This is a genomic window from Haloechinothrix aidingensis (assembly GCF_013450155.1).
Classification (GTDB): domain Bacteria; phylum Actinomycetota; class Actinomycetes; order Mycobacteriales; family Pseudonocardiaceae; genus Haloechinothrix; species Haloechinothrix aidingensis.
Window position 1 is genome coordinate 563,716 of sequence record NZ_JACCKD010000002.1, and the last position, 24,704, is coordinate 588,419.

General features: G+C 69.7%; 19 protein-coding genes. 12 read left to right on the forward strand and 7 right to left on the reverse strand.

The genetic code is table 11. The features are described 5' to 3' along the window. Nucleotides 1–4: 4 nt before the first annotated feature. Both H0B56_RS07130 and H0B56_RS07135 read right to left on the reverse strand, forming a co-directional pair. Nucleotides 5–373, reverse strand: a complete 369-nt coding sequence (locus tag H0B56_RS07130) for a hypothetical protein (RefSeq protein WP_219632380.1) — start codon at nt 371–373, stop codon at nt 5–7. A 13-nt stretch (nt 374–386) separates the two neighbouring features. Then, on the reverse strand, nt 387–1,550 hold the full coding sequence (locus tag H0B56_RS07135) for an epoxide hydrolase family protein (RefSeq protein WP_180892120.1): 1,164 nt from the start codon (nt 1,548–1,550) through the stop codon (nt 387–389). Between the two features lie 248 nt (nt 1,551–1,798). Between H0B56_RS07135 and H0B56_RS07140 the strand changes: the two genes are divergently transcribed. From H0B56_RS07140 to H0B56_RS07170, 7 genes are all read left to right on the forward strand, one after another. Further along, complete coding sequence (locus H0B56_RS07140) at nt 1,799–3,238, forward strand: FAD-dependent oxidoreductase (protein ID WP_180892121.1); 1,440 nt, start codon at nt 1,799–1,801, stop codon at nt 3,236–3,238. A gap of 206 nt (nt 3,239–3,444) precedes the next feature. Beyond that, complete coding sequence (locus H0B56_RS07145) at nt 3,445–4,455, forward strand: methyltransferase (protein WP_180892122.1); 1,011 nt, start codon at nt 3,445–3,447, stop codon at nt 4,453–4,455. 40 nt (nt 4,456–4,495) lie between these two features. Beyond that, nucleotides 4,496–5,467, forward strand: a complete 972-nt coding sequence (locus H0B56_RS07150; protein ID WP_180892123.1) for a PDR/VanB family oxidoreductase — start codon at nt 4,496–4,498, stop codon at nt 5,465–5,467. 90 nt (nt 5,468–5,557) lie between these two features. Beyond that, the gene (locus H0B56_RS07155) at nt 5,558–6,796 is read left to right on the forward strand and encodes a cytochrome P450 (RefSeq protein ID WP_180892124.1); all 1,239 of its coding nucleotides are present in this window, start codon (nt 5,558–5,560) and stop codon (nt 6,794–6,796) included. Between the two features lie 187 nt (nt 6,797–6,983). Then, the gene (locus tag H0B56_RS07160) at nt 6,984–8,300 is read left to right on the forward strand and encodes an aminotransferase family protein (RefSeq protein WP_180892125.1); all 1,317 of its coding nucleotides are present in this window, start codon (nt 6,984–6,986) and stop codon (nt 8,298–8,300) included. A gap of 68 nt (nt 8,301–8,368) precedes the next feature. After that, nucleotides 8,369–9,859: an MFS transporter gene (locus tag H0B56_RS07165; protein ID WP_219632381.1), complete on the forward strand. Its 1,491-nt coding sequence runs from the start codon at nt 8,369–8,371 to the stop codon at nt 9,857–9,859. A gap of 109 nt (nt 9,860–9,968) precedes the next feature. Further along, the gene (locus H0B56_RS07170; protein ID WP_180892126.1) at nt 9,969–10,262 is read left to right on the forward strand and encodes a DUF1905 domain-containing protein; all 294 of its coding nucleotides are present in this window, start codon (nt 9,969–9,971) and stop codon (nt 10,260–10,262) included. A 151-nt stretch (nt 10,263–10,413) separates the two neighbouring features. On the opposite strand, the gene H0B56_RS07175 is transcribed toward H0B56_RS07170, so the two are convergent. After that, the gene (locus H0B56_RS07175; protein WP_180892127.1) at nt 10,414–11,229 is read right to left on the reverse strand and encodes an alpha/beta fold hydrolase; all 816 of its coding nucleotides are present in this window, start codon (nt 11,227–11,229) and stop codon (nt 10,414–10,416) included. A 168-nt stretch (nt 11,230–11,397) separates the two neighbouring features. Then, a complete protein-coding gene (locus H0B56_RS07180; protein WP_180892128.1) occupies nt 11,398–12,159 on the reverse strand; it encodes an SDR family NAD(P)-dependent oxidoreductase in 762 nt (253 codons plus the stop codon). 228 nt (nt 12,160–12,387) lie between these two features. Between H0B56_RS07180 and H0B56_RS07185 the strand changes: the two genes are divergently transcribed. The 3 genes from H0B56_RS07185 to H0B56_RS07195 all read left to right on the forward strand — a co-directional run bounded on the left by H0B56_RS07185 (nt 12,388) and on the right by H0B56_RS07195 (nt 14,551). Next, nucleotides 12,388–12,837: a VOC family protein gene (locus H0B56_RS07185; protein WP_180892129.1), complete on the forward strand. Its 450-nt coding sequence runs from the start codon at nt 12,388–12,390 to the stop codon at nt 12,835–12,837. Between the two features lie 89 nt (nt 12,838–12,926). Next, complete coding sequence (locus H0B56_RS07190) at nt 12,927–13,316, forward strand: YciI family protein (protein WP_180892130.1); 390 nt, start codon at nt 12,927–12,929, stop codon at nt 13,314–13,316. After that, nucleotides 13,313–14,551 (forward strand): DUF6596 domain-containing protein, encoded by a 1,239-nt coding sequence (locus tag H0B56_RS07195; protein ID WP_180892131.1) that lies wholly within the window; start codon nt 13,313–13,315, stop codon nt 14,549–14,551. The genes H0B56_RS07190 and H0B56_RS07195 overlap by 4 nt, the downstream gene beginning before the upstream one ends. Here H0B56_RS07195 and H0B56_RS07200 read toward each other — a convergent pair. After that, nucleotides 14,518–16,212: a (2,3-dihydroxybenzoyl)adenylate synthase gene (locus H0B56_RS07200; protein ID WP_180892132.1), complete on the reverse strand. Its 1,695-nt coding sequence runs from the start codon at nt 16,210–16,212 to the stop codon at nt 14,518–14,520. The two genes, H0B56_RS07195 and H0B56_RS07200, sit on opposite strands and share 34 nt — an antisense overlap. A 307-nt stretch (nt 16,213–16,519) precedes the next feature. Here H0B56_RS07200 and H0B56_RS07205 point away from each other — a divergent pair, with 307 nt between their 5' ends. Together H0B56_RS07205 and H0B56_RS07210 are read left to right on the forward strand one after the other, a co-directional pair. Next, nucleotides 16,520–21,865 carry a type I polyketide synthase gene (locus tag H0B56_RS07205; protein ID WP_219632382.1) on the forward strand — a complete coding sequence of 1,782 codons (5,346 nt, stop codon included), beginning with the start codon at nt 16,520–16,522 and terminating at the stop codon, nt 21,863–21,865. Nucleotides 21,866–22,015: 150 nt separating this feature from the next. After that, nucleotides 22,016–22,411 carry an SgcJ/EcaC family oxidoreductase gene (locus H0B56_RS07210; RefSeq protein WP_180892134.1) on the forward strand — a complete coding sequence of 132 codons (396 nt, stop codon included), beginning with the start codon at nt 22,016–22,018 and terminating at the stop codon, nt 22,409–22,411. A 286-nt stretch (nt 22,412–22,697) separates the two neighbouring features. Here H0B56_RS07210 and H0B56_RS07215 read toward each other — a convergent pair whose 3' ends face one another. Both H0B56_RS07215 and H0B56_RS07220 read right to left on the reverse strand, forming a co-directional pair. Continuing rightward, a complete protein-coding gene (locus H0B56_RS07215) occupies nt 22,698–23,501 on the reverse strand; it encodes a TIGR03084 family metal-binding protein (protein WP_425484502.1) in 804 nt (267 codons plus the stop codon). Between the two features lie 110 nt (nt 23,502–23,611). Continuing rightward, entirely contained in the window at nt 23,612–24,673 is a 1,062-nt protein-coding gene (locus H0B56_RS07220) for a carboxymuconolactone decarboxylase family protein (RefSeq protein ID WP_180892135.1), read from the reverse strand. Between the last annotated feature and the right edge of the window lie 31 nt (nt 24,674–24,704).

Here is a 24,704-nt window from a genome sequence, read left to right on the forward strand (position 1 = left end):
CACGCTAGAGCGACGCCGATCCGGGCACGTCCTCTCCATTGCTCGCGGTGGCCGGGCGTGCAGCCGCTGCCTCCCCGCCGAATCCGTAGGAACCGACCAGCACACCGCCGGATGCCACCGGACCCTCCGGAGCGCGTGCGCGGAACTCCCGCTGGAACTCGTGGAACGCAGTCGACGCCGCCAGGGGGTTGCCGTCGCCCTCGATACAGCCGACGTGCACGAACGTCACCCCGTCGTCCAACCGGAACGACGCGTAGCTCAGGCCCGCGGGCCGCTGCTCGGCCAGCTGGGCGAACACGGCCTCCACCAGCGCCTGGTTCTCGTCTGCCGCTTCCGGTGTCGTCTCGTAACGGACGACGAACGCCGAACCCATCTCGTTCTCCTTCCTACCGCGCCCGCAGCGTCCGCCGGAACATCCGCAGGTCATCGACGAACAGCTCGGGCTCCTCCATGGCTGCGAAGTGCCCGCCCCTGTCGAGCTCGTTCCAGTGCACGATGTCCGGCAAGCTGCGCTCGGCGAACCGCCGGACGGGCCGCACGATGTCGTGGGGGTATACCGCCACACCGACCGGCCCCGGCACCCGCGGCAAGGGCTCGGGCGGGGACGCCGAGACCGGCAAGAGCTCGGCGTTGTCGTAGTAGAAGTGCGCCGACGAGCCCGCCGTCCCGGTCAACCAGTACAGCGTGACGTTGGCGAGCAGACGGTCACGATCGATGGCGTCCTCCGGCGTCTTGTCCGAGTCGGTCCACTCCTGGAACTTCTCGATGATCCAGGCAAGCTGCCCTACCGGCGAGTCGGTCAGTCCGTAGCCGAGCGTCTGCGGTCGCGTCGCCTGGAGTTTCATGTACCCCGAGCCGTCGTCTGCGGAACTCGCCATCTGGCTCAGACGGTCCAAATCAGACTGATCGAGCTCGCCGATCTCGGAAGCGTCGTCGGGTGGGGGCGTGAACAGGAAGTTGACGTGCGTTCCCACCACGTGATCGCTGTCGAGCACACCGAGCAGGATCGTGACGAAGGCACCGAGATCGCTACCCTGCGGGATGTAGCGGTCATACCCGAGGGACGCCATCAGCTCCGACCAGACGTTCGCTACCCGGGGGATCGACCAGCCGTGCTGCGTGAGCGGACTCGAGAAACCGAAGCCGGGCAACGACGGAACCACAACGTGGAAGGCATCCCCGGGGTCACCGCCGTGCGCTCGCGGGTCCGTCAACGGGCCGAGCACGTCGAGGAACTCCAGGAACGACCCGGGCCAGCCGTGAGTGAGCAGCAGTGGTACAGCACCGGGCTCGGGCGAGCGCACGTGCAGGAAGTGGATATCGGTCCCGTCGATCGTCGTGACGAACTGCGGGAACTCGTTGACCCGTGCCTCGACCGCTCGCCAGTCGAAGCCACTGTGCCAGTACTCGGCGAGCTCCCTGAGGTACGCCTGCGGGACTCCACGGCTCCACCCGACGTCCGGTGTCTCGGCAGGCCACCGGGTAGCGGTGAGACGCGCACGGAGGTCGTCGAGTGCTTCCTGGCTGGCTTCGACACGGAACTGGCGCATTACGTAGTCCTCATTTCTCCGTACTCGGTCCGGCAGCACGCTTCCCGAAACGCACGGGATCGCCTGTATTCGTCCATCCGAGACGCTACATTCCCGAAGAGCCCCTGCCTATTGATACGATCCCTTCCCGCAATTACGGAGAAAAACTGTCGCAACGAGACAGTCAGCAACACGAGAGAAGTTAATGTACCGATCATCGGGCTAGTCTTGCCGGACGACTTGACACACCCGATCAGGAGGGTACGACCATGGGAAAGCAGATCGGCGATCACGCAGTCGTGCTCGGCGGAAGCATCGCCGGGATGCTGTCCGCTCGCGTGCTTTCCGAAGCCTACAGCCGCGTTACCGTCATCGAGCGCGACGACCTCACGGATGTGGGGTCCGGGCTGCGCCCGTCGATCCCGTGGGCGATCCACATCCACGCGCTTCTCGAACGTGGGCGGGAGATCATCGAGGACCTGTTCCCGGGCTTCGTCGACGACATGCTCGCCCTCGACGTGCCGGTCGGTGACTACGGTACGACCTGCCACTACTACGCCAACGGCACGATGTTCGCCGAGGCCGAGACCGGACTGGCGTGCGTAGGCGCGAACCGTCCGGTGATCGAGAACTTCATCCGCACCCGCACCAGCGCCATCCCGGGGGTCGCCGTACGGGACGGCACCGACATCGTCGGTCTGCGCCCCTCTGCCGACAACACCCGGATCACCGGCGTTCGCGTCCAGGGGCGCGACCGCGATGCCGGCGCAGGCAGGGAGGAGATCATCGAGGCCGACCTGGTCATCGATGCCACCGGGCGGGCATCGCGCACACCTCGCTGGCTGGAGGAGCTCGGCTACACCAGAGCGCCCGAGGAGAAGGTCCACATGGACCTTACCTACACCACCATGGACTTCATCGGACCGCTGCCCAACGACCCGCTCGGCGAGGACATCGCGCTGGTCCCGACGGCGACTCCGACGTACCCGCGCGGGGCGATATTCGCGCGCCTGGCTGACCGCTACGCCCTTACCCTGACCGGGATCAACGGTGACAGCGCACCGACGGACCGGGAGGGCTTCCTTGCCTATGCCAAGTCGCTGCCCGTTCCCGAGATATACGAGGCGGTCCGCGACGCCGAGCAGCGAGCGCATGCCGGAGCGTTCCGGTTCCCGGCCAGTGTCCGGCGCCGCTACGAACGCCTCCGGCGATTCCCGGAAGGCTACCTGGTCATCGGGGACGCGGCGTGCATCTTCAACCCGGTCTACGCCCAGGGCATGACTGTCGCCGCCATGGGTGCGGCTGTGCTGCGCAAGCACCTCGAGAAGGGTGTCGAGCCGCAGCCGGGCCCGTACTTCCGCGATCTCGCGCGCACCACCGACGCCCCGTGGAGTATGTCGGCAGCTGCGGATCTCGGCCACCCGAAGGTACGTGGCAGGCGTACCTTCGCCACGCGGATGGCGAACATGTACATGCCGCGGGTGCAGGCCGCGGCCACGAGCGATCCGGTCGTGGCGCGGCGTTTCATCCGCGCGATCTCACTCGTCGACCCGCCACAGGAGCTCATGAAGCCGTCCGTCGTCGGGCGGGTGCTGTTCCGCCGCGGAGCCCGCGGCGCCACGCGCGCTCCGGCGGGCTCGCCCGGCACGTCCCCGGTCGCGAACACAGCGGCGCAGGCGGCATCGCGGACCGATCGACCGTCGTCGTGAGAACGGGCCCGGCCGGTACCCGCCGCGTGACAGGCCGTCTGACGGCCCGTCAGACGGCCTGTCACGCGCACACCCCGACGAGCATCCGGCACAGCGTTCCGGGCCACGGCGCGTCCCCGCGGCATCCCCGACGGCAGCCGGTTCCGGGCTCGCACGGATGGGTCACGGACCGGGCACGGAACTACCTGCATACGAAGGGAGAGCGGATGGCTGTGGACGAGGCCAGGCGTGTCGGGCTGAGAGCCATGGCCGACCTGGCGACACCGATGGCGGTACGGGTGGCGGCAACGCTACGGGTAGCCGACCACATCGCGGCCGGGTTCCGCACCGCGGCCGACATCGCCACGGTCACCGGTACCCATCCGGGCGCGCTCGACCGCCTGCTACGGCACCTGGTCACCATCGACCTCCTGGCCGACGACGAACCCGGCGTCTACACCCTTACCGAGTCCGGGGAACACCTACGCGAGAACCATGCGGGGGGCATGCGGAAATGGCTGGACATTCACGGTGCGGTCGGGCGAGGGGATCTCAGCTTCGTCGAGCTGGCCCACACGATCCGGACCGGTTCACCGGCCTATGCCGTGCGTTACGGCGTGCCGTTCTGGGAGGACCTCGCATCCGACGACACCCTGTCGGCATCGTTCGACGTACTGATGGGGCACCACATCGACATCGACAACAGCGGGATCACAGAAGCGTACGACTGGACGAGGCTGCGGAACGTCGTCGACGTCGGTGGCGGCAACGGCGCGCTTCTCGGCAAGCTGCTGTGCCGGTATCCCGGCCTCCGCGGAACCCTCGTCGAACTGCCGGGGCCCGCGGAGGCCGCGCGCAGCCTCTTCCAGCGCGCCGGGCTCACCGCGCGCACGGAGACGGTGACCGGGAGCTTCTTCGATCCGCTACCGCCCGGCTCGGACGGCTACCTGCTGTCCTCGGTCATCCACAACTGGGACGACGAGCACGCCACCGCGATCCTCCGGCGCTGCTCGGAAGCCGCGACCGACGACGGCGTCGTCCTCGTCGTCGAGGCGATCAACACCGCGGAGTCGCCGAACACCGCGATGGACCTGCGCATGCTCGTCTACACCGGCGGGCGCGAACGCACCCTCGGCCAGATCGCCGAGCTCGCCGGGAACGCGCGGCTCGCCGTGCGCGCCACGTACCCGATAACCCCCACGTCGCTCACGTCAGTCATCGAGCTGGTCAAGGTCTGACCCGTTCCACAGGGAACGCCAACCGCCGCGGAGGATTCACATGGGAGTCGACGAAGTCGGTGCCGGCGGGAGCCACGCGCCGGCGCTGCGCGTGACGGCAAAGGAAACCGTCGCCGAAGGTGTCGTCGCTCTCGAGCTGGCACACCCGGACGGTGCCCGCCTGCCGGACTGGACACCTGGCGCGCACATCGACCTGATCCTGCCCGGCGGGCTCACGCGCCAGTACTCGTTGTGCGGCGACAGGTGGGATGCCTACCGGTACCGGGTCGGCGTGCTCCGCGAGCCGGACGGGCGCGGCGGCTCGGCCTACGTGCACGACCGGCTGCGGGTCGGGGACAGCGTCGGCGTCGGGGGTCCACGGAACAACTTCCCACTGGTTCCCTCGGACAACTACCTGTTCATCGCGGGTGGCATCGGCATCACACCGCTGATGCCGATGCTCCACCAGGCGGACCTCCTCGGTGCGGAGTGGAGCCTCGTGTACGGGGGCCGCCACCGGGGGTCGATGGCCTTCCTCGGCGAGCTGGCACGCTACGGCGACCGCGTCCACGTGGTGCCGGAGGACGAGCGAGGGAGGCCGGACCTCGACACCTGGCTCGGCGAGCCGCGCGACGACGTCCGGGTGTACTGCTGCGGCCCGCCCGGGCTACTCGACGCGGTCGACACCGCGTGCGCCACCTGGCCCGCGCCCGCGCTACGGACCGAGCGGTTCACCGCGAGGCAGCAGGAATCGCAGGTACGGGACGCACCGTTCGAGGTCGTCCTGGCTCGCAGGGGCACGACCGTGACCGTCACGCCGGGCGTATCCGTGCTGGACGCCGTGCGCACCGCCCACGTCGACGTGCTGTCCTCCTGCATGCGCGGCACGTGTGGCACCTGCGCGACCGGCGTCCTCGACGGGGTCGTGGACCACAGGGACTCGCTGCTCACCGACGACGAGCGCGCCGCGGGCGACTGCATGTTCCCCTGCGTGTCCCGGTCGCGCGGCGATCGGCTCGTACTGGATCTCTGACCACGGCTGCCGGACCTCGACGAACCGCGGTGACGGCGGGCCACCACGAACAGCCGGATCGACAGGCTCCCCGCGACGGAGGCAGTAACCATGACCGAGACACTCTCCCCCACGGCCGCCCGCTCTGGGGCGCCGGTACCCGTCATCGACACCGACCCCTTCGGCAGGCAGCAGCTGGAGGACCCGTTCCCGCTCGAGGTCGCGCTGCGCGAGGCCGGACCACTCGTGTACCTCAGCGCCCACGACATCTACGCGATGGCCCGCTACGAGCACGTGTACGCGGGGCTGCGCGACTGGCAGAGCTTCCAGTCCGGAGCAGGGGTGGGTCTGTCGAACTTCCGGATCCGGAAGCCATGGCGGCAGCTCAGCGCCGTGGTCGAGGCCGACCCCCCGCAGCACGACGCGCCACGCCGGGTGCTGGCCGACCTCCTCGGCCCCCGCGCGCAGCGCCGCCTGCGAACCGAGTGGACCGCTGTGGCCGAGGAGATGGTCGACGGGTTGCTGGCCGCCCGGGCGGGAGCGGGTGTCGAGTTCGACGCCGTGTCCATGCTCGCGAAGGCGTACCCGTTGCGGGTGTTCCCGGACGCGCTCGGCATCCCGGAAGCGGGCAGGGAGAACCTGTTGCCGTTCAGCGATTTCCTGCTCAACGCCTTCGGGCCGCGGAACGACCTCGTCGCGGCGAGCGCCCCGCGAGCGCGGGAGCTCTCGGAGTGGGTCAGCGCCCACTGCGAGCGTGAGGCGCTTGCCGAAGGTGGGTTCGGAGCCCAGATCTGGTCGGCGGCCGACCGCGGTGAGATCACCGTCCAGCAAGCGCCACAGGTGGTGCGTTCGCTGTTCGCGGCGGGGGTCAACACGACGGTGCACGCGCTGGCTGCGGTGCTGCACGCCCTCGCTACCCACCCCGAGCAGTGGCAACGACTGCGCGCCGAGCCGGGTCTCGCGCGTGTGGCGTTCGACGAGGCGGTGCGCTGGGCCTCACCGGTCCAGACGTTCTTCCGGACGGCCACCGGTGACACCCGTGTCGGGGATGCGGTGGTTCCCGACGGCGCGAAGGTCCTGATGTTCCTCGGGGCAGCCAACCGCGATCCCCGGAGGTGGGCCGACCCCGATGTGTTCGATGTGTCCCGCGACCCGTCCGGGCATCTGGGCTTCGGGTTCGGCATCCACCAGTGCGTCGGCCAGAACATCGCCCGGCTCGAGGCCGAGTGCCTGCTCACGGCGCTCGCCGAACGGGTGGCGGCCATCGAGATCGCCGGTCCGCCCCGTCGCAGGCTCAACAACACGCTGCGGTCCTGGGACTCGGTACCGGTCCGGGTGTGGCCGGCATGAAGATTTCACAGCGGTTCCCGTGTTCTGCGCACTGGTGACCGGCGGCGACGGTAGCCAGACTGCAGGAGTCCACGGAACCGACGTGGCGCGGTCGAACCGATTGCGCCGGCACGCGAGAGGCACATCGGACGGCATCGCCGGTACACGGCCATGTCGGGCCCGTGGAAGACGAGCTTGGAGTGAGTAGATGAACGCCGCACCGACGACTCCGACGACCGGCGGACAAGCTGACCTGCTCAGCGTCGACGCCGACTACCTGTGGCACCCCTGGTCGCCGAGCCGGGTCAACGCGGAGACAACGGTCGCGGTGTCCGGCCAGGGGTGCGAGGTCCGGGACGCGGACGGGCATCGCTATCTCGACGCCAGGTCGTCGGGGCTCAACGCGAACCTCGGCTACGGGTGCCGGCCGGTCATCGATGCGGTGAGTGAGCAGCTGTCCCGGCTGATGACCTACGACCTGGGGGAAGGTGCCAACGTGCCGGCGATCCGGCTGGCTCAGCGCATCGCCGAGCTGACCGGACCCCGGCTGACCCGCACCTTCTTCTGCAACAGCGGGTCCGAGGCCGTGGAGGCCACCATCCGGGTCGCGCGGTTCTACCACGCGGCGCTCGGCTCGCCGGAGCGCAACATCATTGTGTCACTGGACAACGCGTACCACGGCGCGACCATGGCGGCCGCCGCGTGCTCGGCGGCTTCATCCCCCTTCGCGGACGCGGTGGCTCCCCCGGGATTCGTCACCGTGCCCAGGCCCGTTCCGGAGGCCGGTCCGAGCGGTTCCGACGGGGTCGAGGCACTGCGGGACTTCCTTGCCGAGAACGGCGAACGCACGGCTGCCGTGATCGTCGAGCCGGTTCAGGCCCGCGGCGCCTACATCAGTCCGGACAATTACCTCCGCGCCGCGCGGGAACTGTGCGACAGGCACGGGGTGCTGCTCGTCCTCGACGAGGTGACTACGGGGTTCGGAAGGACAGGGCGGATGTTCGGCTACGAGCACGCCGGCATCCCGCCCGACGTCCTGCTGACCAGCAAGGGCCTGGGTGCGGGGTACGTGTCACTCGCCGCGGTCACCACGACCGAGCACGTCTTCGACGTCTTCGACCGGAACAAGAGGGAGATGGCCGGTTTCGTCCACGGGCACACGCACTCCGGGCACGCGGCCGCGTGTGCGGCGGGGCTTGCCGTCATCGACTTCATCGACACCGAGGGCATACTCGCGAACGTCCGGGCACGCGGGGACCAGTTGCTGGATGCGCTGGCCGAGGTCCACTCGTTGCCGTTCGTGCACGACGTCCGCGGACGCGGCCTGCTGGTCGCCGTCGAGACGGACAGCCGGCGGCGTGCCTCGCGGATGCGCAGGCACATGCGGGCAGCAGGCGTACTCGTGCGGCGTGTCGGCCCGAACGTGCTCCTCGCCCCACCGCTCGTCGTCACGTCCAGCGAGATCGACCGGATCGCGACCTCGCTGGTCGCCGCGGCAGGAGTGGTCGGTACCGGTCCCGGCTGAGCGTCGGACGTCGGAAGGAGATCGCCAATGCCTCTGGCACGGGAATCGACAATCAAGGGAGGACGAGCGTGACCACGGCAGATTCGAGTCCGCCTCCGGACGGGGCCGCCACAGAACAGGCGGCGGACCCCCGGCGATGGTGGGTACTCACGTTACTTTCCGGCCTGCAGTTCATGATCTTGCTGGACATGACCGTCGTGAACGTGGCGCTCCCGAGGATCCAGGACGGTCTCGGATTCTCCGCGTCCGGCCTGGCCTGGGTCGTCAACGCGTACGTGCTGGCCGCGGGCGGGCTGCTGATGCTCGGCGGCCGGTTGGCCGATGTGTTCGGCAGGCGGCGCTTGCTCCTGACCGGCGTCACCGTCTTCGCGGTATCGTCGGCGATCTGCGGCTTCTCGGCGTTCCCGGGAATGATGATCGTGGGCCGGTTCGGGCAGGGGACCGCGGAGGCGCTGGCCGCGCCCGCGTCACTGGGCCTGATCGCCCTGCTGTTCACCGACCCGAAGGAGCGCACCAAGGCGCTGGGCGTCTGGAGCGGGCTCATGGGGCTCGGCGGCACACTCGGCTACGTCATCTCCGGCACCCTGACCGACCTGGCGTCCTGGCGCTGGATCTTCCTCATCAACATTCCGGTGGCACTCGTGGTGCTTGTACTGCTGCCCCGGCTGGTCGGCGAGAGCCGGATGGTGCGCGACAAGAACCTCGGGCTCGATGTCACCGGCGCGACCACCATGACCGCGGGGTTGATCGCCGTCGTCTACGGATTGCTGCAGGCTGCCGAGAACCCGTGGGGCTCGGCCGGGGTGACGATTCCGCTCGGCACCGGCATCGCGCTTCTCGTCGCGACGGTCATCATCGAACTCCGCGCACGGAACCCGCTCATCCCGCTTGGTTTCTTCGCCAACCGGACACGGTCGGTGGTCAACATCGCCACGTTGTTCTTCATGGCGGCGTTCATCCCGTACACCTTCATGCTGACCCTGTTCATGCAGAACGTCCGGGGGTTCTCCCCGTTGGTGACCGGCTTCGCCTGGCTGCCCCTCAGCGCCGCGATCGCGAGCGGCATCGGCACGGGTACCATGCTGATTCCCCGGGTGGGCGTCAAGGCGGTGGCGACGATCGGATACCTCGGCGCGGGCGCGGGACTGTTGCTGACAAGCATGATCGACGCCGAGGCGTCCTACGTCACCGGCATCTTGCCCGGAATGGTCGTGTTCGGACTGTTCGCCGGTGCTTCCATGCCTGCAGCGACCAATGCCGCGCTGCACAAGGTCACCGGCCAGAACTCCAGCTTGGCGTCCGGGGTGCAGACCACCATGCAACAAGTCGGCGCCGCGCTCGGGGTCGCCGTGCTGGTCACCCTCGCGGTGCGCCACGCAACCGACGCGATAGAGCGCTCCGTACCGGCCGATGTCGCCACGACCGAGGGTTACGCGCTGGCATTCCGGATCGGAGCCGTGCTGATACTCGCCGGCGGAGTCCTCATCATGGCCCTGCTCGAGCGGGTCGGCAAGGAGGTGCGGGACCCGACGGCCGAGCGCGTCGCGGTAGGCGCCTGAGAACGGTTCGCCGGGAGGCTACGACCTCCCGGCGAATCCGTGCGTTCTCGCACGGCGAGTGCGCACCACTCCGGAAAGTGAGTTCCAGAAAACAAGGAGGCCGAACACCATGTCCACCGCACCGAAAACCGCACAGAACATCGATACCACGTTCACGGCGACGATCATCGAGGACGACAACAGCGGGTGGCCCTGCGTGCAGATGCCCGGTTCCGGCGACTACTTCGGCACCCGGAAACCGGTGAAGGTCGCCGGGACGATCGACGGACACTCGTTCCAGGCGACAATGCTCCCGATCGGCGGCGGAGTCCACATGCTGCCCGTCAAGGCTCAAGTGCGCAAGGCAGTCGGCAAGACTGTCGGCGACGAGGTGACCGTGCACCTCGAGCAGCGGTACAGCTGACCCGGCCTACATGGTCGTCACGAGTCCCGTGCCGTCCCGGTGCCGTACAGACGCGCGGGCCGGGCCGCCTGCCGGCGGCGCGGCGTTTCGGGGTGCGGGAGCGGCCGCCAGGTCGCTCCCGCACCCGCGCGGGTACACGAGCACCCGCGAGCTACGCGACCGCGTTCTCGCTCGCCAGCACGCTGCTCAACCGCTCGGCGAAGTCCTCCGGCTGCCAGAGGAAGCCGCCGTGATCGCCGGGGAACTCGACAGGCGAGGTGCCGAGCAGCTCGGCCAAGGCTGTCGAGGTCCGGTGAGTGACCAGGCCGCGGGAGTCGGCGCCGACGCCCACGACCACCCGGGTCGGGCCGGTGACCAACGCGGCGCTGTCCAGCCGGTACCCGGTCGTTCCCTTCAGCTCGTGGCAGAAGAACCGAGTAGCGTCCGCGAGGTCCTGTTCGGCGGATTCTCCCGGCGGTGGCGGGTCGGCGTCGGCGCCGTATCCGGACACGGCCAGGAACTTCCGCCATGCCGCGTCCAGGCCGTCCCCGCGGAACGTATCGATGACCGCGTCGATGTCGGCACGCCGGTCACCGGCATCCGGAAGGAGTTCCAGCAGGGGTGGCTCGTGTGCGACGAGCGTCCGGATCCGGCCCGGATGCCGCAGGGTCAGCGCCAGGCCGGTCACCGCGCCGCCGCTGCTGCCGAACATGTCGGCGGTGCCGGCTCCCAGGTGGTCCAGGAGGGCAGCCAGGTCGTCGGCTCGGAGTTCGGGGGTGGAATCCTGGTCCGGGTCGTCGAGCGGGCTACCCGAGATGCCGCGCGGGTCGTGGGTGACGACCGTGTAGTCGCGTGCGAGCGCCTCGGCCAGCTGGCCGAAGGCCGCCGCCGCCATCGGCGCACCCGCGACGAGCAGCAGTGGCCCCGCACCGCGCACTTCGTAACGCAGGCGCGCACCCGGGACGCTGATGGTGTGGGTGGTGGTCATAACCTCGTCCTTCCCCTGAGGGTTCGTCCGCGTTCGCGGGGTGACGAGGGAAGGACTCCGGCTCGGGAATCAACTCATCGCCGCACCACCCGATCCGGTGATCTGACCACCCGATCCGGTGATCTGACCACCCGATCCGGTGACGCGCGCGCCGTGTCGCCGGTGGCCTCACCGAAAGACGCCGGCCATCACGCGGCGAGCGACGGAACGGGGTGCGTGGTCCAGCGCGGCTGTCATCAGCCGGGTGACCATGCCCGGCACGGTGACGGTTCGGCCCGCGTCCCATGCCCGCAACGCGCCGGCCACGACCTGGTCGACCGTGGTGTGGCCAGGCGTGTCCTCGACCCGGTCACCCAGCCCGGCTACCTCGCTGAACTCCGAGATGGTCGGGCCGGGACACACGGCCATGGCCCGCACACCGGTGCCCTCCAGCTCCGTCGACAGGGCCTCGGCGAACGAAAGCAGGAATGCCTTGCTGGCACCGTACGCGCCGAAGTAGGGCGTCGAGACGAACCCGAGCGACGACGACACGACGATGACGCCACCCGAGCCACGCTCCACCATCCGCGGGACCACCCGACCGGTGAGCTCCACGCTCGCCAGCACGTTGAGGCGCAGCATATCGAGCGTATCGGCCATGGCGGTGTCGACGAACGGTCCGCGAATCCCGCGACCGGCGTTGCAGACGAGCAGGTCGGCTCCCCCGTACTGCTCGGCGCGCGCGGCCACGGCCTCGATCGAGCCTTGCTCGTTCAGGTCACGGGCCTCCGGGATCACCCACCCGTCGGAGTCCTCCTCGAGCGCTGCGAGGCGGTCTGCCCGGCGGGCGACGGCGAGTACCCGGTAGCCGCGCGCGAGCAGCGCACGGGTGAACTCCGCGCCGATGCCGGAGGACGCCCCGGTCACGACTGCCAGTGGTGCATCAGACATGGCTTCTCCCAACACAGTGACTCCACCGCCGTCCGGGCTTCCACGCTACGGCCGGCGACCTCCTGCCGGCTTCTCCCCGCGTGCGGGAGCAACCGGTCCGTTCCCCGGGCCGGGATCGGGGCGATCCGGCATGTGGGAAGTAGCGTGCGCGGCACGGCGCGACGTAGTTTCGGCCACCCGGAAGGCACGGTGGCGTGCCTGTATGACACTCTGACCAAGGAGATCCCAATGGAAATCGTCCTAACCACACCGTCCACTCCGAACACAGAGACTCCTGACGGACTGGCGGCCCTGCACCACGTCGGTATCACGGTGACCGACCTCGAACGCAGCGTGCAGTGGTACAGCGAGATGCTCGGGATGGTCCAGTGGATGGAGGAGAAGTTCCCGGGTGGACGCAGCGCGGGAATGATGCGCCCCGGCACGCAGGTCTACCTTGGCCTGATCACCCACGACCAGGGTGAGGGCGAGAGCTTCGCACCGCACCGCACCGGTCTCGATCACCTCAGCTTCTCCGCCGCGACACGCGACGAGCTGCGCGCGTGGCACGCCCACCTCTCCGACCGCGGAGTACCGTGCAGCGACGTGCGCGAGTACCGTGAGCCCATCCCGTTCGCGCTGTTCACCTTCACGGATCCGGACGGGGTCGCGCTGGAGGTCATGCACATCGACGGGTAACGACCGCCACAGGCATGTCGAAATCCGCGCGGTCGCTCCGACTCCCTGGTGAGAAGCCGTCAGGCCCGCTACCCGAAGGAGAGACAACGATGAAGTACCTGATCCTGCTGCACAGCAACCCCACCAGCTGGAAGCACCCGATGTTCCTCCACCAAGGCACGGAGCTGTCGCAGGAGGAACAAGACGCCAGGATGGCCGAGTTCGGCGCGCTGATGGAGGAGATCTCCAACTCCGGCGAGCTCGTGGACGGCCAGCCGCTTGCCGACCCGGTGCTCGGCAAGACCATCCGGACGCGGGACGGCGAGCTGGCCGTCACCGACGGGCCGTTCGCCGACTCCAAGGAACAGATGGCGGGCTACTTCGTCGTCGACTGCGACAGCATCGACCGCGCGGTCGAGATCGCATCCCGCTTCCCGGACACCCGGGACGGTGTCGCCGAGGTCAGGCCGATCATGGACCAGTCGGGGTCGGAGATGTGACCGCCGACGACGAGATCGAGGACCTGCTGCGCGAGCTGGCGCAGCAGGTCCTCGGCCTGCTTGTACGGCGGCACCGCGAGTTCGACGCCTGCGAGGACGCCGTCCAGGAGGCCTTGCTCGACGCCTTCGTCCAGTGGCATCGCAACGGCATCCCCGACCACCCGAAGGCATGGCTGATCACTGTGGCCACGCGCAGGCTCGCCGACGCGTGGCGCAGCGACTCCGCGCGCAGGGGCCGGGAGAGCAGGGTCTCCGCGCTGACACCACCCGAGCAGTTGCTCTCGCCCGGTCCGGAAGCAGACGGGACGGCTCGGGGTGACGACACGCTGTCGCTGCTACTGCTCTGCTGCCACCCCGCGCTGTCGCCCACCTCGCAGATGGCCCTCACCCTGCGTGCGATCGGTGGCCTCACGACCCGTCAGGTGGCCCGCGCGTTCTTCGTTCCGGAAGCGACCATGGGCCAGCGGATCAGCCGGGCCAAACAGCACATGAAGGGCGCCGACGTCGAGTTTCCGGTGCCGGCCGAGCAGGAACGCGAACGCCTGCCGATCGTCCTTCACGTGCTGTACCTGATCTTCAACGAGGGATACACCGCCTCGTCGGGCACCGCACTGGACCTGCCCGACCTGACCGGTGAAGCGATCCGCCTCGCCCGCGAGCTGCACAGCAGGCTGCCGGACCACGGCGAGGCCACCGGGTTGCTTGCCCTCATGCTCCTGACCGAGGCCCGCCGCCCGGCCCGCACCGGCCCTGACGGCATCCTGGTCCCACTCGCGGAGCAGGACCGGAGCCTGTGGGACCGGAACCTGATCGACGAGGGCACGGCACTGGCCACCCGCGCGCTTGCCCACGGTCCGGTCGGGCCGTACCAGCTCCAGGCAGCCATCGCGGCCCTGCACGACGAGTCCGCGTCGTCCGAGGAGACCGACTGGCCACAGATCCTGCTGCTCTACCACCTGCTCGAACAGAGCTGGCCGAGCCCCATCGTGCAGTTGAACCGAGCCGTCGCACTGGCCATGGTGCACGGTCCGGCGGCCGCGCTCAAGCTGCTGGCGACCCTGGAAGACGACGCGCGGATGGCACGGCATCACCGGCTGCACGCCGTACGGGCCCACGTCCTGATGATGGCCGGTGATACGGCCGGTGCAAGGGCAGCCTTCCAGAAGGCGGCGCGACTCACGACGAGCATCCCGGAGCGTCGCTATCTCGAAGCCAGGATCGAGGAACTATCGTAACGACCCGCCCCGATGGCGGCGCGCAACGCCTTCTTGTCCACCTTCCCGACTCCGGTGAGCGGAAGCGAGGGAACGAGCACGAGCCGTTCGGGAAACTTGAACCGCGCGGCCCCGGCGGCCGACAGCACAGCGTGCACGTCATCGAGCCGCACACGCTTGCCGGGCTCGGCGACCACGAACAGGCACACGGCCTCACCGAGCTCCTCGTGCGGCATCGCCACCGCCGCGGCGTGACGGACACCGTCGACCCGGCAGGCGAACGCCTCGATCTCCTCGGCACTGATCTTCTCGCCGCCCCGGTTGATCACGTCCTTCTCCCTGCCCGCCACGATCAGGTTGCCCTCCGGTGTCTGCCGGACGATGTCGCCGGTGCGGTACCAACCGTCCCCGACGAACGCCCGCGCGTCGAGGTCGGTCGAGCGGTAGTAGCCCCGGATCGTATAGGGGCCGCGGGTGAGCAGCGCCCCCGGCTCGCCGGGCGGCACGGGCAGGCCGTCGTCATCGACGATCCGGATCTCGTCGTCCGGGGATATCGGCCGCCCCTGCGTGTGGTTGATGACATCGGCGGGGTCGTCCGGCCGAGTCAGGCAGAGGAGGCCCTCGCCCATCCCGAACACCTGTTGCAACGTGCAGCCGATCCCCGGTCCGATGCGGCTCGCCACGGCGGGATCCAGCCGGGACGCACCGACCTGCAGCAACCGCAACGAGCTGAGGTCGTGGCAGGGATCCTCGTCATGGCTGTCCAGCCAGCGCTGCACGACGGCGGGAACGGCCGACGTCACCGTGACCCGCTCGCGTTCGATCGCGGGCAGCGCCACCTCCGGCGCAGGCGATCCGGCGAGCACCACCCGGCCGCCCGCCAGGAGGGTGCCGAGAATGCCGGGGCCGGTATTGACGAAGCCGTGCCCGACCGGCAGCACGGCGAGGTACGTGGTATCCGGGCCGAATTCGCACAGCTCGGCCACGCGCCTGATCATATAGGCCAGGTCGTTACCGGTGCGGGCGATGAGCTTGGGGGTCCCGGTCGTCCCGCCGGAAAGCAGGAGTGTCGCTACGGCGTCACCACCGGGGGCAGCCATGTCGAGGTCGGTCGAGGACGCTCCGCCGTCGGCTGCGGGCTCGCACAGGGCCCCGAGGTCGATACTGCCCGGAGCGGTATCACTTCCCTTCACGAAGACATGTTCCAGGCTAGGAACGTCCCCGACGACCTCCCGGGCCAGTTCCTGTTGCTCGATTCCCTTGTGGACATCGGGAACAACCAGTGCCCTGGCTTCGGCATGTGCGGCGATGGCCGCCAGCTCGTGCCTCCCGTGTTCCATCAGAGTCCACACAGGAACAATACCGGCGCGGAAGCACGCAACCGTGACGACCACGAACTCCCAGCAGTTCGGCAACCGCACCACCAGCCGGTCATCCGCGCGCAAGCCGAGCTCGTTCATCCGGACGGCCGCCCCGTCGGCGCGCGCCAGGAGCTCACGGTAGGTCATCCGCCGCTCGCCGTCTACCAGGCACGTCGCCTCCGGCGACGCGCGCGCGGCCTCGGCCAGGTGCGCGCCGAACGACCGCCCTTCCCAGTACCCCCTGGCCTCGTAGCGGGCGACCGCACCTGCCGGCCAGGGAACGATTCCCGAACTGGTCGGCCGTACCCGTGTCTCGGACATCGCTCGCACTCCTGTAAGTCATGACCGGATCCGGCGGGTCGTTCCCGCCGGCGTTGCCGTTCCGTGCAGCCTATGAACGTTTCCGGCTCCCGTCGTCTCGAACATTGCGGACCGGAGGGCGTAGCCCGCGCGACACTCGATGCCCGCACCCCGCACGTCAGGAGATGCGGCGGGAGAGCCGGTCGGCCGACGCTGGCTTGGCGAGGCGATTCGTCTTCGCACGAGTACGCCATCAGAACTGGACCACCCGAACACCTGCCCGGACATTGTGTCGTCTCCGGTCGGCGACATGAAGAGGAGCGAGGACTTGAGCGAGTACGCAGCACCCGACGAAGCCGTGGCGATTATTGGTATGAGTTGCAGGTTCGCTCCAGACCTCGACTCGCCGGAGAAGTTCTGGGAGTTCCTGTCCCAGGGACGGACAGCGGTCCGGGATATGCCGGAGAAGCGGTGGAAACCGTACGCTGCCAGCAGCCCGCAGGCGACCTCGATCCTTCGCGATACCACGCTCCGAGGTTCGTTCCTCGACGACATAGAGGGATTCGACGCCGATTTCTTCGGGATCTCGCCGCGAGAGGCCGACTTCCTCGACCCGCAACAGCGCTTCATGCTGGAGCTGTCCTGGGAGGCACTGGCGGACGCAGGGGTTCCCCCGCTGTCACTGCGCAGTACCGACGCAGGCGTCTACGTCGCGGCGAACTCGAACGACTACGGCCGCAGGCTGCTGGAGGACATCCCGCGCACCGGTGCCTACGCCGTCAACGGGACGACCTACTACGGAATCGCGAACCGGCTGTCCTACTTCCTCGATCTCCGCGGTCCGAGCATGGCCGTCGACACCGCGTGCGCGGGCTCGCTGAGCGCGCTACACGTGGCGGGCCAGAGTCTACGATCCGGCGAAACATCGTTGGCGATCGTCGGCGGGATGAACATCATGGCCACCCCCGCGCTCAACGTCGCACTCGAGGGCGCAGGGGCGATGTCGCCGGACGGCCGGAGCCGGGCGTTCGACAACGACGCCGACGGGTATGGGCGAGGTGAGGGTGCCGGTGTCGTCGTCCTGCGGCGTCTCGAAGACGCCCGGCGCGACGGCGACCCTGTCCAGGCGGTGATCCTGGGTAGCGGTGTGTTCCAGGACGGGCGCTCCGACGGCATGATGGCGCCGAACGCCGAAGCACAGGAACACATGTTGCGCGAGGTCTACGAGCGGGTCGGCATCTCCCCTGCCACCGTCGACTACGTCGAGGCACACGGCACGGGCACACCGACGGGTGACGGCGAGGAGTTGAAGGCACTGTCCGAAGTGATCGGCGCGGGCCGGTCACCGGCGGAGCCTTGCCTGATCGGATCGGTGAAGCCGAACGTCGGGCATGTCGAGGGCGGGTCAGGCATCACCGGCGTCATCAAGACCGTGCTCGCACTCCGGAACGAGCAGCTTCCCCCCAGCCTGCACAACGAGCCGAACCCGGCCGTCAACCGGCCCGGTTCCAGGCTGCGCCTCGTCGACGAGCCGACACCGTGGCCGGTTGGCGAGCGGCCCAGGCGCGCAGGTGTCTCCAGCTACGGCGTCGGCGGGACGATCGCGCATCTCGTCCTCGAGGAGGGTGCCGCGAAGGAATCGAGCGGCGTACCCGCGACCGGGGAGGAGACCGGCAGGCAACGCGCCGTGTACCCGGTTTCCGCGATGTCGGAGGCCGGACTGCGCGCGCTCGCCGGCGCGACCGCGGACCGGGTAGCCGACACTCCTGGTGTCTCCCTCGCGTCGGTCGGGTACACGCTGTCCCGCCGGCGCTCGCACCTGTCCCAGCGAGGGGCGATCGTGGCGGACTCGACCGGGCAGTTACTCGAGCGGCTTCGTGCCCTCGCCGACGGCACGTCGGCCTCCGGCGTCGTGTCGGCGCGAGCCTCGCACGGCGACGCGGGCGGCGTGGTGTGGGTCTTCTCCGGGCACGGCGCCCAGTGGCCCGGTATGGGCAGGCAGCTGCTCGCCGAGGACGCCGCGTTCGCAGCCGTGCTCGACTCGCTCGCGGACGTGTATCGCGACGAGCTCGGCTGGACGCCCCGCGACGCGCTCGTCGAAGGTGGACCGTGGACGGCAGCACACGTCCAGGCACTGACCTTCGCCATGCAGGTCGGCCTCGCCGCTGCCTGGCGCGACCGCGGTGTCGAGCCGGACGCGGTCATCGGGCACTCCGTCGGCGAGATCGCTGCCGCGGTTACCGCCGGTGCCCTCGACCTGACGGAGGCCGCGCGGTTCGCCTGCCGGAGAGCGGCCGCCCTGCAGCGCTTGGAGGGGCACGGCGGCATGGCCATGGCCGGGCTCCCGTTCGAGGAGGTCCGCCGGCGGCTCTCCGGGCGCCACGACGTGGAGGCCGCGATCGCGGCGAGCCCACAGTCGACGGTACTGTCCGGCGACCGGGAGGCGGTCGAGCAGCTCGTCACCGACTGGCTGGAGGCGGGCATCGACATGCGGGTCGTCGACTCGGACATCTCCTTCCACAGCAGGCATGTGGACGACGTGGCCGGCGACGTGGCTGAGGCGGCACGGGAACTCCGCCCGCGGACACCGTCGGTAGCCCTCTACAGCACCACCATGGCCGACCCGCGTTCGGCGTCGGCACGGGACCGCGACTACTGGGTCGCGAACCTCCGCAACCCCGTCCGGTTCGCCGAAGCGGTCGAGGCAGCGATCGAGGACGGCTACCGGCTCTTCCTCGAGGTGTCCTCTCACCCGGTCGTCACGCACTCCGTCAGCGAGACGTTCCACCATCTCGAGGTGGAGGACGGGTCCGCGACCGGCACGCTGCGACGGGACGCGGACGAGGTCGAGGCACTGCTGGTGAACCTGGCCAGGCTGCACTGCGCGGGAGCGACCATCGACTGGTCACGCATCCACCCCGATGGCGAGCTGGTCTCGTTACCCGCGGCTGCCTGGCAGCACCGGCCCTACTGGATCTTCCCGGAGACCGGCGACGACGCCGGCATCGGAGGGGGGCATGATCCGGCGAGGCACAGCCTGCTCGGCGGCCGGATGACGGTCAGCGGTGCCCCGTCCCGCCAGGTGTGGCAGACGTATCTCGACATGTCGAGCCGCCCCTACCCGCAGAGCCACGGCCTCGTCGGCGTGGAGGTCACGCCGGCGGCGTCCATCATCAACACGTTCGCGGCGGCCACCGAGGACGGCAACCCTCCGGTACTGAGCGACATCGTGCTGCGCACACCGCTCGCGGTCGTCCCGCCCCGCATCGTGCAGATCGTTCGCGAAGGCAGGTCGCTCTCTCTCGCCACCCGCGTCGCCGACGGTACCGCGACGCAGGACGCCGACGACTGGATCACGCACACCACCGCGAGCATCGACTCGGGTGGCAGGCCACCGCGTGGCCGGATCGACGCCACGGCGGTCCGTGCCCGCCTGCCGGAAGGTTCGCTGACCAAGGCCGACGAGATGTTCCAGCGGATGGGCGTCGAAGGCTACGCCTTCCCGTGGGGCCTCGACGAGCTGCGCGCCGACGAGCACGAACAGCTCGCGATCCAGACCATCGAGCAGGCACCGGCCACGCACGCGAGCAGCTGGGCGCACGTGATCGACGCCGCGCTGACGATCAGCGCGATGGTGGTGTCCCCAGGGGACGCGACCACGCTCTGGATGTCCCGGTCGATCGACAGGCTCAGCTTCCGGGGTGAGCCGCCTGCCCGGATCATCGTGCACAGCACGCGTTCGCCGGAGTCGCCACACGACACCGTGGACGTGCTCGTCGCCGACGAGAGCGGAGACGTCGTCTGCGAGGTCGCGGGCCTGCGGTTCGCGGCTGTCGAGCACCTCGGTGCCGAGGTTCCCCCGCGGGACCTGGTACACGAGATCGCCTGGCGGCCGCTGCCTGCCGGCGACGGCGACGGAGGTGAGCCCACCGACCTGGACCAGGTGGTTCTCATCGGCGATCCGCAGGTGACCGCGCCACTGGCGGAACAGTTCGACGAGATCGGGCTACGCTGCTACCGGCTGCGTGGGGAGGCAGTCGGGGACGACCCGTACGACGACGGCATCGAGACCGAGCTGACGCCCGAGCTGCTCACCGGGCGCGGTGCGATCGTGGTCGCGCCGTCGCTCACCCGTGCGGGCGAGACGGTCGACACGGCCACAGAACGCGCGACGTGGACGCTCGTCCGTACCGTGCAGCGCCTCGTCCAGATCGAGTCGGGCTCGGCGGGGCAAGTGGCACCGCAACGTGTGTGGTGCCTGAGCCGCGGCGTACGCGAGGCGCGCACCGAGCAGTCGGTCGCGCATGGCCCGTTGTGGGGCGCATCCCGCATCATCGCGGGTGAGCACCCCGAGTTGTGGGGTGGCGCTGTCGACGTTCCCGCAGTGGACACCGGCACCGGTGCACGGCTGCGTGAGGTCATGAGCACCGCAGCAGGCACGGAAGATGTCATCGCGCTGACCGCCGAAGGAGCCGAGGTCGCCCGCCTGACCCAGATCGAACGCAGCGCGGACGGTACACCGCTGCAGTGCTCGCCATCCGGCACCGTCCTCATCACCGGAGGCCTGGGCGGCCTCGGACTCGAGGTCGCGCGGTGGCTGGTCGACCGGGGAGCGCGCAGGCTCGTGCTCGCCGGGCGGCGCGGGCTGCCGCCGAGGGCCGACTGGGACAGCATCAGCGACCCCGACATCCGTCGCCAGATCGAGAGCGTCCTCGCCATCGAGGCACTCGGGGTAACCGTCAGCGTGGTCGCGCTCGACATCACCGACGCGGACGAGGTCGCCGAGGTACTCCGTCCGGGCGCGCTCGGGCTTCCGCCGGTCCGGGGCGTCGTCCACGCGGCCGGGGCGGTGAACGACGCGTTGGTCGACAAGGTCGACCCGGACGGGCTGCGCGAGGTTCTGGCGCCCAAAGTCAACGGGGCGCTGGTGCTGCACCGGCACTTCCCACCGGGCGAGCTCGACTTCTTCGTCATGTTCTCCTCGTGCGGCCAGTTCGCCCGCCTGTCCGGTCAGCTCAGTTACGCGTCAGCGAACTCGTTTCTCGACACGCTGGCAGCGCACCGCAATTCCGGCGGGAACACCGAGACCGTCAGCCTCGGCTGGACGTCATGGCGCGGCGTGGGGCTGTCCGAGGACATCGCCACCACCATGCTCGAGGCCAACTCACGCGGCCTGGACGCTGTCTCGGCGGCCGAGGCATTCCGGGCATGGGCATTCGCCGACCGCTTCCAGACGCACTACCAGGCGATCCTGCGGGTGCTTCCGATGCAGGCCCATATGCCGCGGCTACCGATGTTCCGTGAGCTGACCCCGCCCGGAGAGGCCGACGGCCCGGCCGGTGGCCAGGAGTTCTCCATCGACTTCCCGAACCTGACCGACGACGAGGCGCGTGACCTTGTCACCACCGACGTACGCGACCAGGTTGCCGCCGAGCTCAACCTGGACGCGGAGAGCGTCGAGCTGAGGCGGCCGCTGGTCGAGCTCGGCGTCGACTCGGTGATGACCGTGGCGCTGCGCGTCAGGTTGCAGCGGCGGTACGGGCTGGACCTCCCGCCGACCATCCTGTGGGCCAACCCCACCGTGGCCGCCGTGTCGAGGCACGTCTTCGACTGCCTGCGCGCGCTGTCCCATGAGGAGAACGCCGGCGAGGAGGATACGGCGGCTCACCAGTAAGGACCGGGCTCGTCCCGCTGATCCGGTTCCCGGATCAGCGGGACGAGCCCATCTTTTCGTCCGATTCGGACGATCCCGTGCGATGCGCACGCTTCGCACGAAGGAAACCGACGGTCCCGGGGCCGCGAACCCCGGGGGAAGGGAACCACCATGACCACCACCGAGAATCTTCCCGCCCTCCGCCCGGTTACGGACATCATCGAGGCGTGGTCGCGCAACGACGCCGCCGCATTCGCGGCCGTGTTCACCGAGGACGCGACCATGGCGCTGCCCGGGTCCTACGCGAAGGGACAGCACGAGATCGAGGCCTTCATGGCGGCAGGCTACGCCGGGCCCTATCGCGGCTCGCGGGTGACCGGCACGCCCGTCGACGTCCGCCAGCTCAGCGATGACCTCGCGATCATCGTGACGGAAGGCGGTGTGCTCCTGCCGGGCGAGACCGAGGTCGCCGCCGAGCGTGCGGTCAGGGCCACCTGGGTGGTCGTCCGGCAGCCGGGAGGCGGCTGGCGCATCGCCGCGTACCACAACGCACCGGCCAACAGCTGACCCCACCAGCACGGCCGCCGTGCCGGTGGTGCGGAGCCGGTCCGGTGACCACGGGCCACCACACCACCGGCGCGGTGGCGTCCGGAACGTCCGGCGAAGCCCGAACCCGCCGGTATCGTCGCGGCGGGCCGGGTGCTGACTCGACACACCTCGGCACACGACACACCTCGGCACACGGGGAGTTCCGTGAGCCGCCAGACCGCGCGGGCCGACCGCCCAAAAACCGAAAACACGGGTGGTGAGCAGCACCGTGCTCACCACCCGTGCGGGACTGGCCCGGATCGCGCTACCGGGGGATGTGCGCGAACTGGCCCGGGCTCCGGCCCGGTCCGGCCGGCCCCCGGTACGCCTGCGCGATACCCAACCAGTGGTCGGCCTGCGCGCCGGTCGCCGTCAGCGCCAGGTCGTCGCGATGCCTGCGCCTGGTCACCAGCAAGCAGAAGTCGACGGCGTCACCGGTGATCCGCTCGCTCGACTCCGCGGGACCGAATGTCCACACCGCACCGGAGGGCGCGGTGAGCTCGAAACGGAACTCGACGTCCGGAGGGGTCAGGCCCCGAGCCTGATACCCGAACTCCCAGGTTCGTACGGCGAACCCGACGATATGCCCGATCCGGTCGGTGCGTTCCCGCCGCACCCCGAGCGCGTCCGCGATGTCCTGTCCGTGACCGAACAGCTCCATCATCCCCGCGCATGCCAGCACCGCAGGCGGCAGCGGGTTGACAAGCCAGGGAACCGGCTGGTCCTGCGGCACGGCCGCGAGCGCGGTGATGCCCCGGTCGCGTTCGGCACGCCACCGATCGAGCAGCGTTCCCGCAGGCAGGTCGACGTACTCGGCGAGCGCGGAGTTCACTGCCGCGTCGAAATCGCCACCGAGCTGCGACATCTGGCCCCTGAAGCTCTCGGGATCCGATGCGGCCAGCCCTGCGATGCGGAAGATGAAAGCCAGGTGTCCGATCTGGTGGGCGATCGACCACCCCGGTGCCGGGGTGGCGAGCGTCCACGTGGCCGGGTGGATGTCGGCCACCATCTTGTCCACCTCCTGCCCCTCGGCTGCCAGGTCGGAGATGACGTCCTCTAGCTCCATCACGTATCGTTCCTCTCGTCGGGAATGCGGGCTCGGGCGACGGTAGGCGCACTCCGGACCGCCCAGTACGGACCCGCGTCGCGCGAACGGCGCCCGAGCACACGTCGGCTTCGCTAACCTCCAGCATGGCCCGCGGGCGAACCGTCGTCTTCTCTCGCCGTGCTGGGTCCCAACCACGCACCGACCCGGCGTGCGGCCGCCATGCTGGCCCACGCGGTCACCTCGACCAGTTCCCGGTCACTGCCGTTGCGGTCCCGGAATTCCTCGATCACGGCGCCGTCCACCTGGTACGGCGCCATCGCGGTCAGCAGGGCGAGCCGGGCGGCGGGCCGGTCCTCCGCGGCCAGCGACGACGCCGCCGACGCCACCCACGCACGGCTCGGCCCGGGAGGCTCGCCGGCCCAGGCGGCCAGCTCCGTCTCCACGACCGCGCGCACGGCAGCCGGGACGGATCGCTGCCCGGCCATCCCGATTGCCGCGCACGCTCGCGCCAGAGCCGTAGCGACGCCGTGCTCCCGTGCGCTCCAGGACAGCTCGCCGGGTAGGTCCGCGGCGGGCAGCAGGCGCAGCGGTGCTCCCGACCGGATCCGCTTCCTTTCCGCGGGGCGCATGAACCGGCCGAGTAACCGCCGCGCGTGCCCGCGTGCCACCTCCGGCACCTCCACCGGTATCGGGGAGTCGGCGAGGAAGACGGTCACCATGCGGTTCAGGTACTGGAACGTCACCACCACCCCGGCGAGCTCGGCGAGCTGGTCGCGCGGGAACGGCGGGTGATCGCGCGGACAGCGTCGCTGCTCCGCGCATTCCCTTGCCCATCCCGCCAGAGCATCGCCCTCCGCCGCCGACGGCAGGCTGTCCCGTGTCGCGCTGTGTACATCCACGCAGTACGGGCACCGGTTGCCTTCCGACACGGCGGCGGCCACCGTCTCCTTGGCAGCCCGCCCGGCGCGGCCGTCCACGAGCAGCGTCTCGCGCAGCATCAGCCAGCAGGCCGCGAGGACGTCCGGCGCGGGAGAATGCAGGGTGACCGGCGGCGCCAGCATGCCGAAGTCGCGCTCGACCTGCCGGTACACCTCGGCCACACGGCCACGCGCCGCACCGGGAGCCACCGGTGTGACGTGGTGTACCTGTGCCTGCGATCTCCGCAGTGCTGCCCGGACAAGCTTGCGGGTCATCGACACCTCCCGGATATCGCTGGAGATCCGC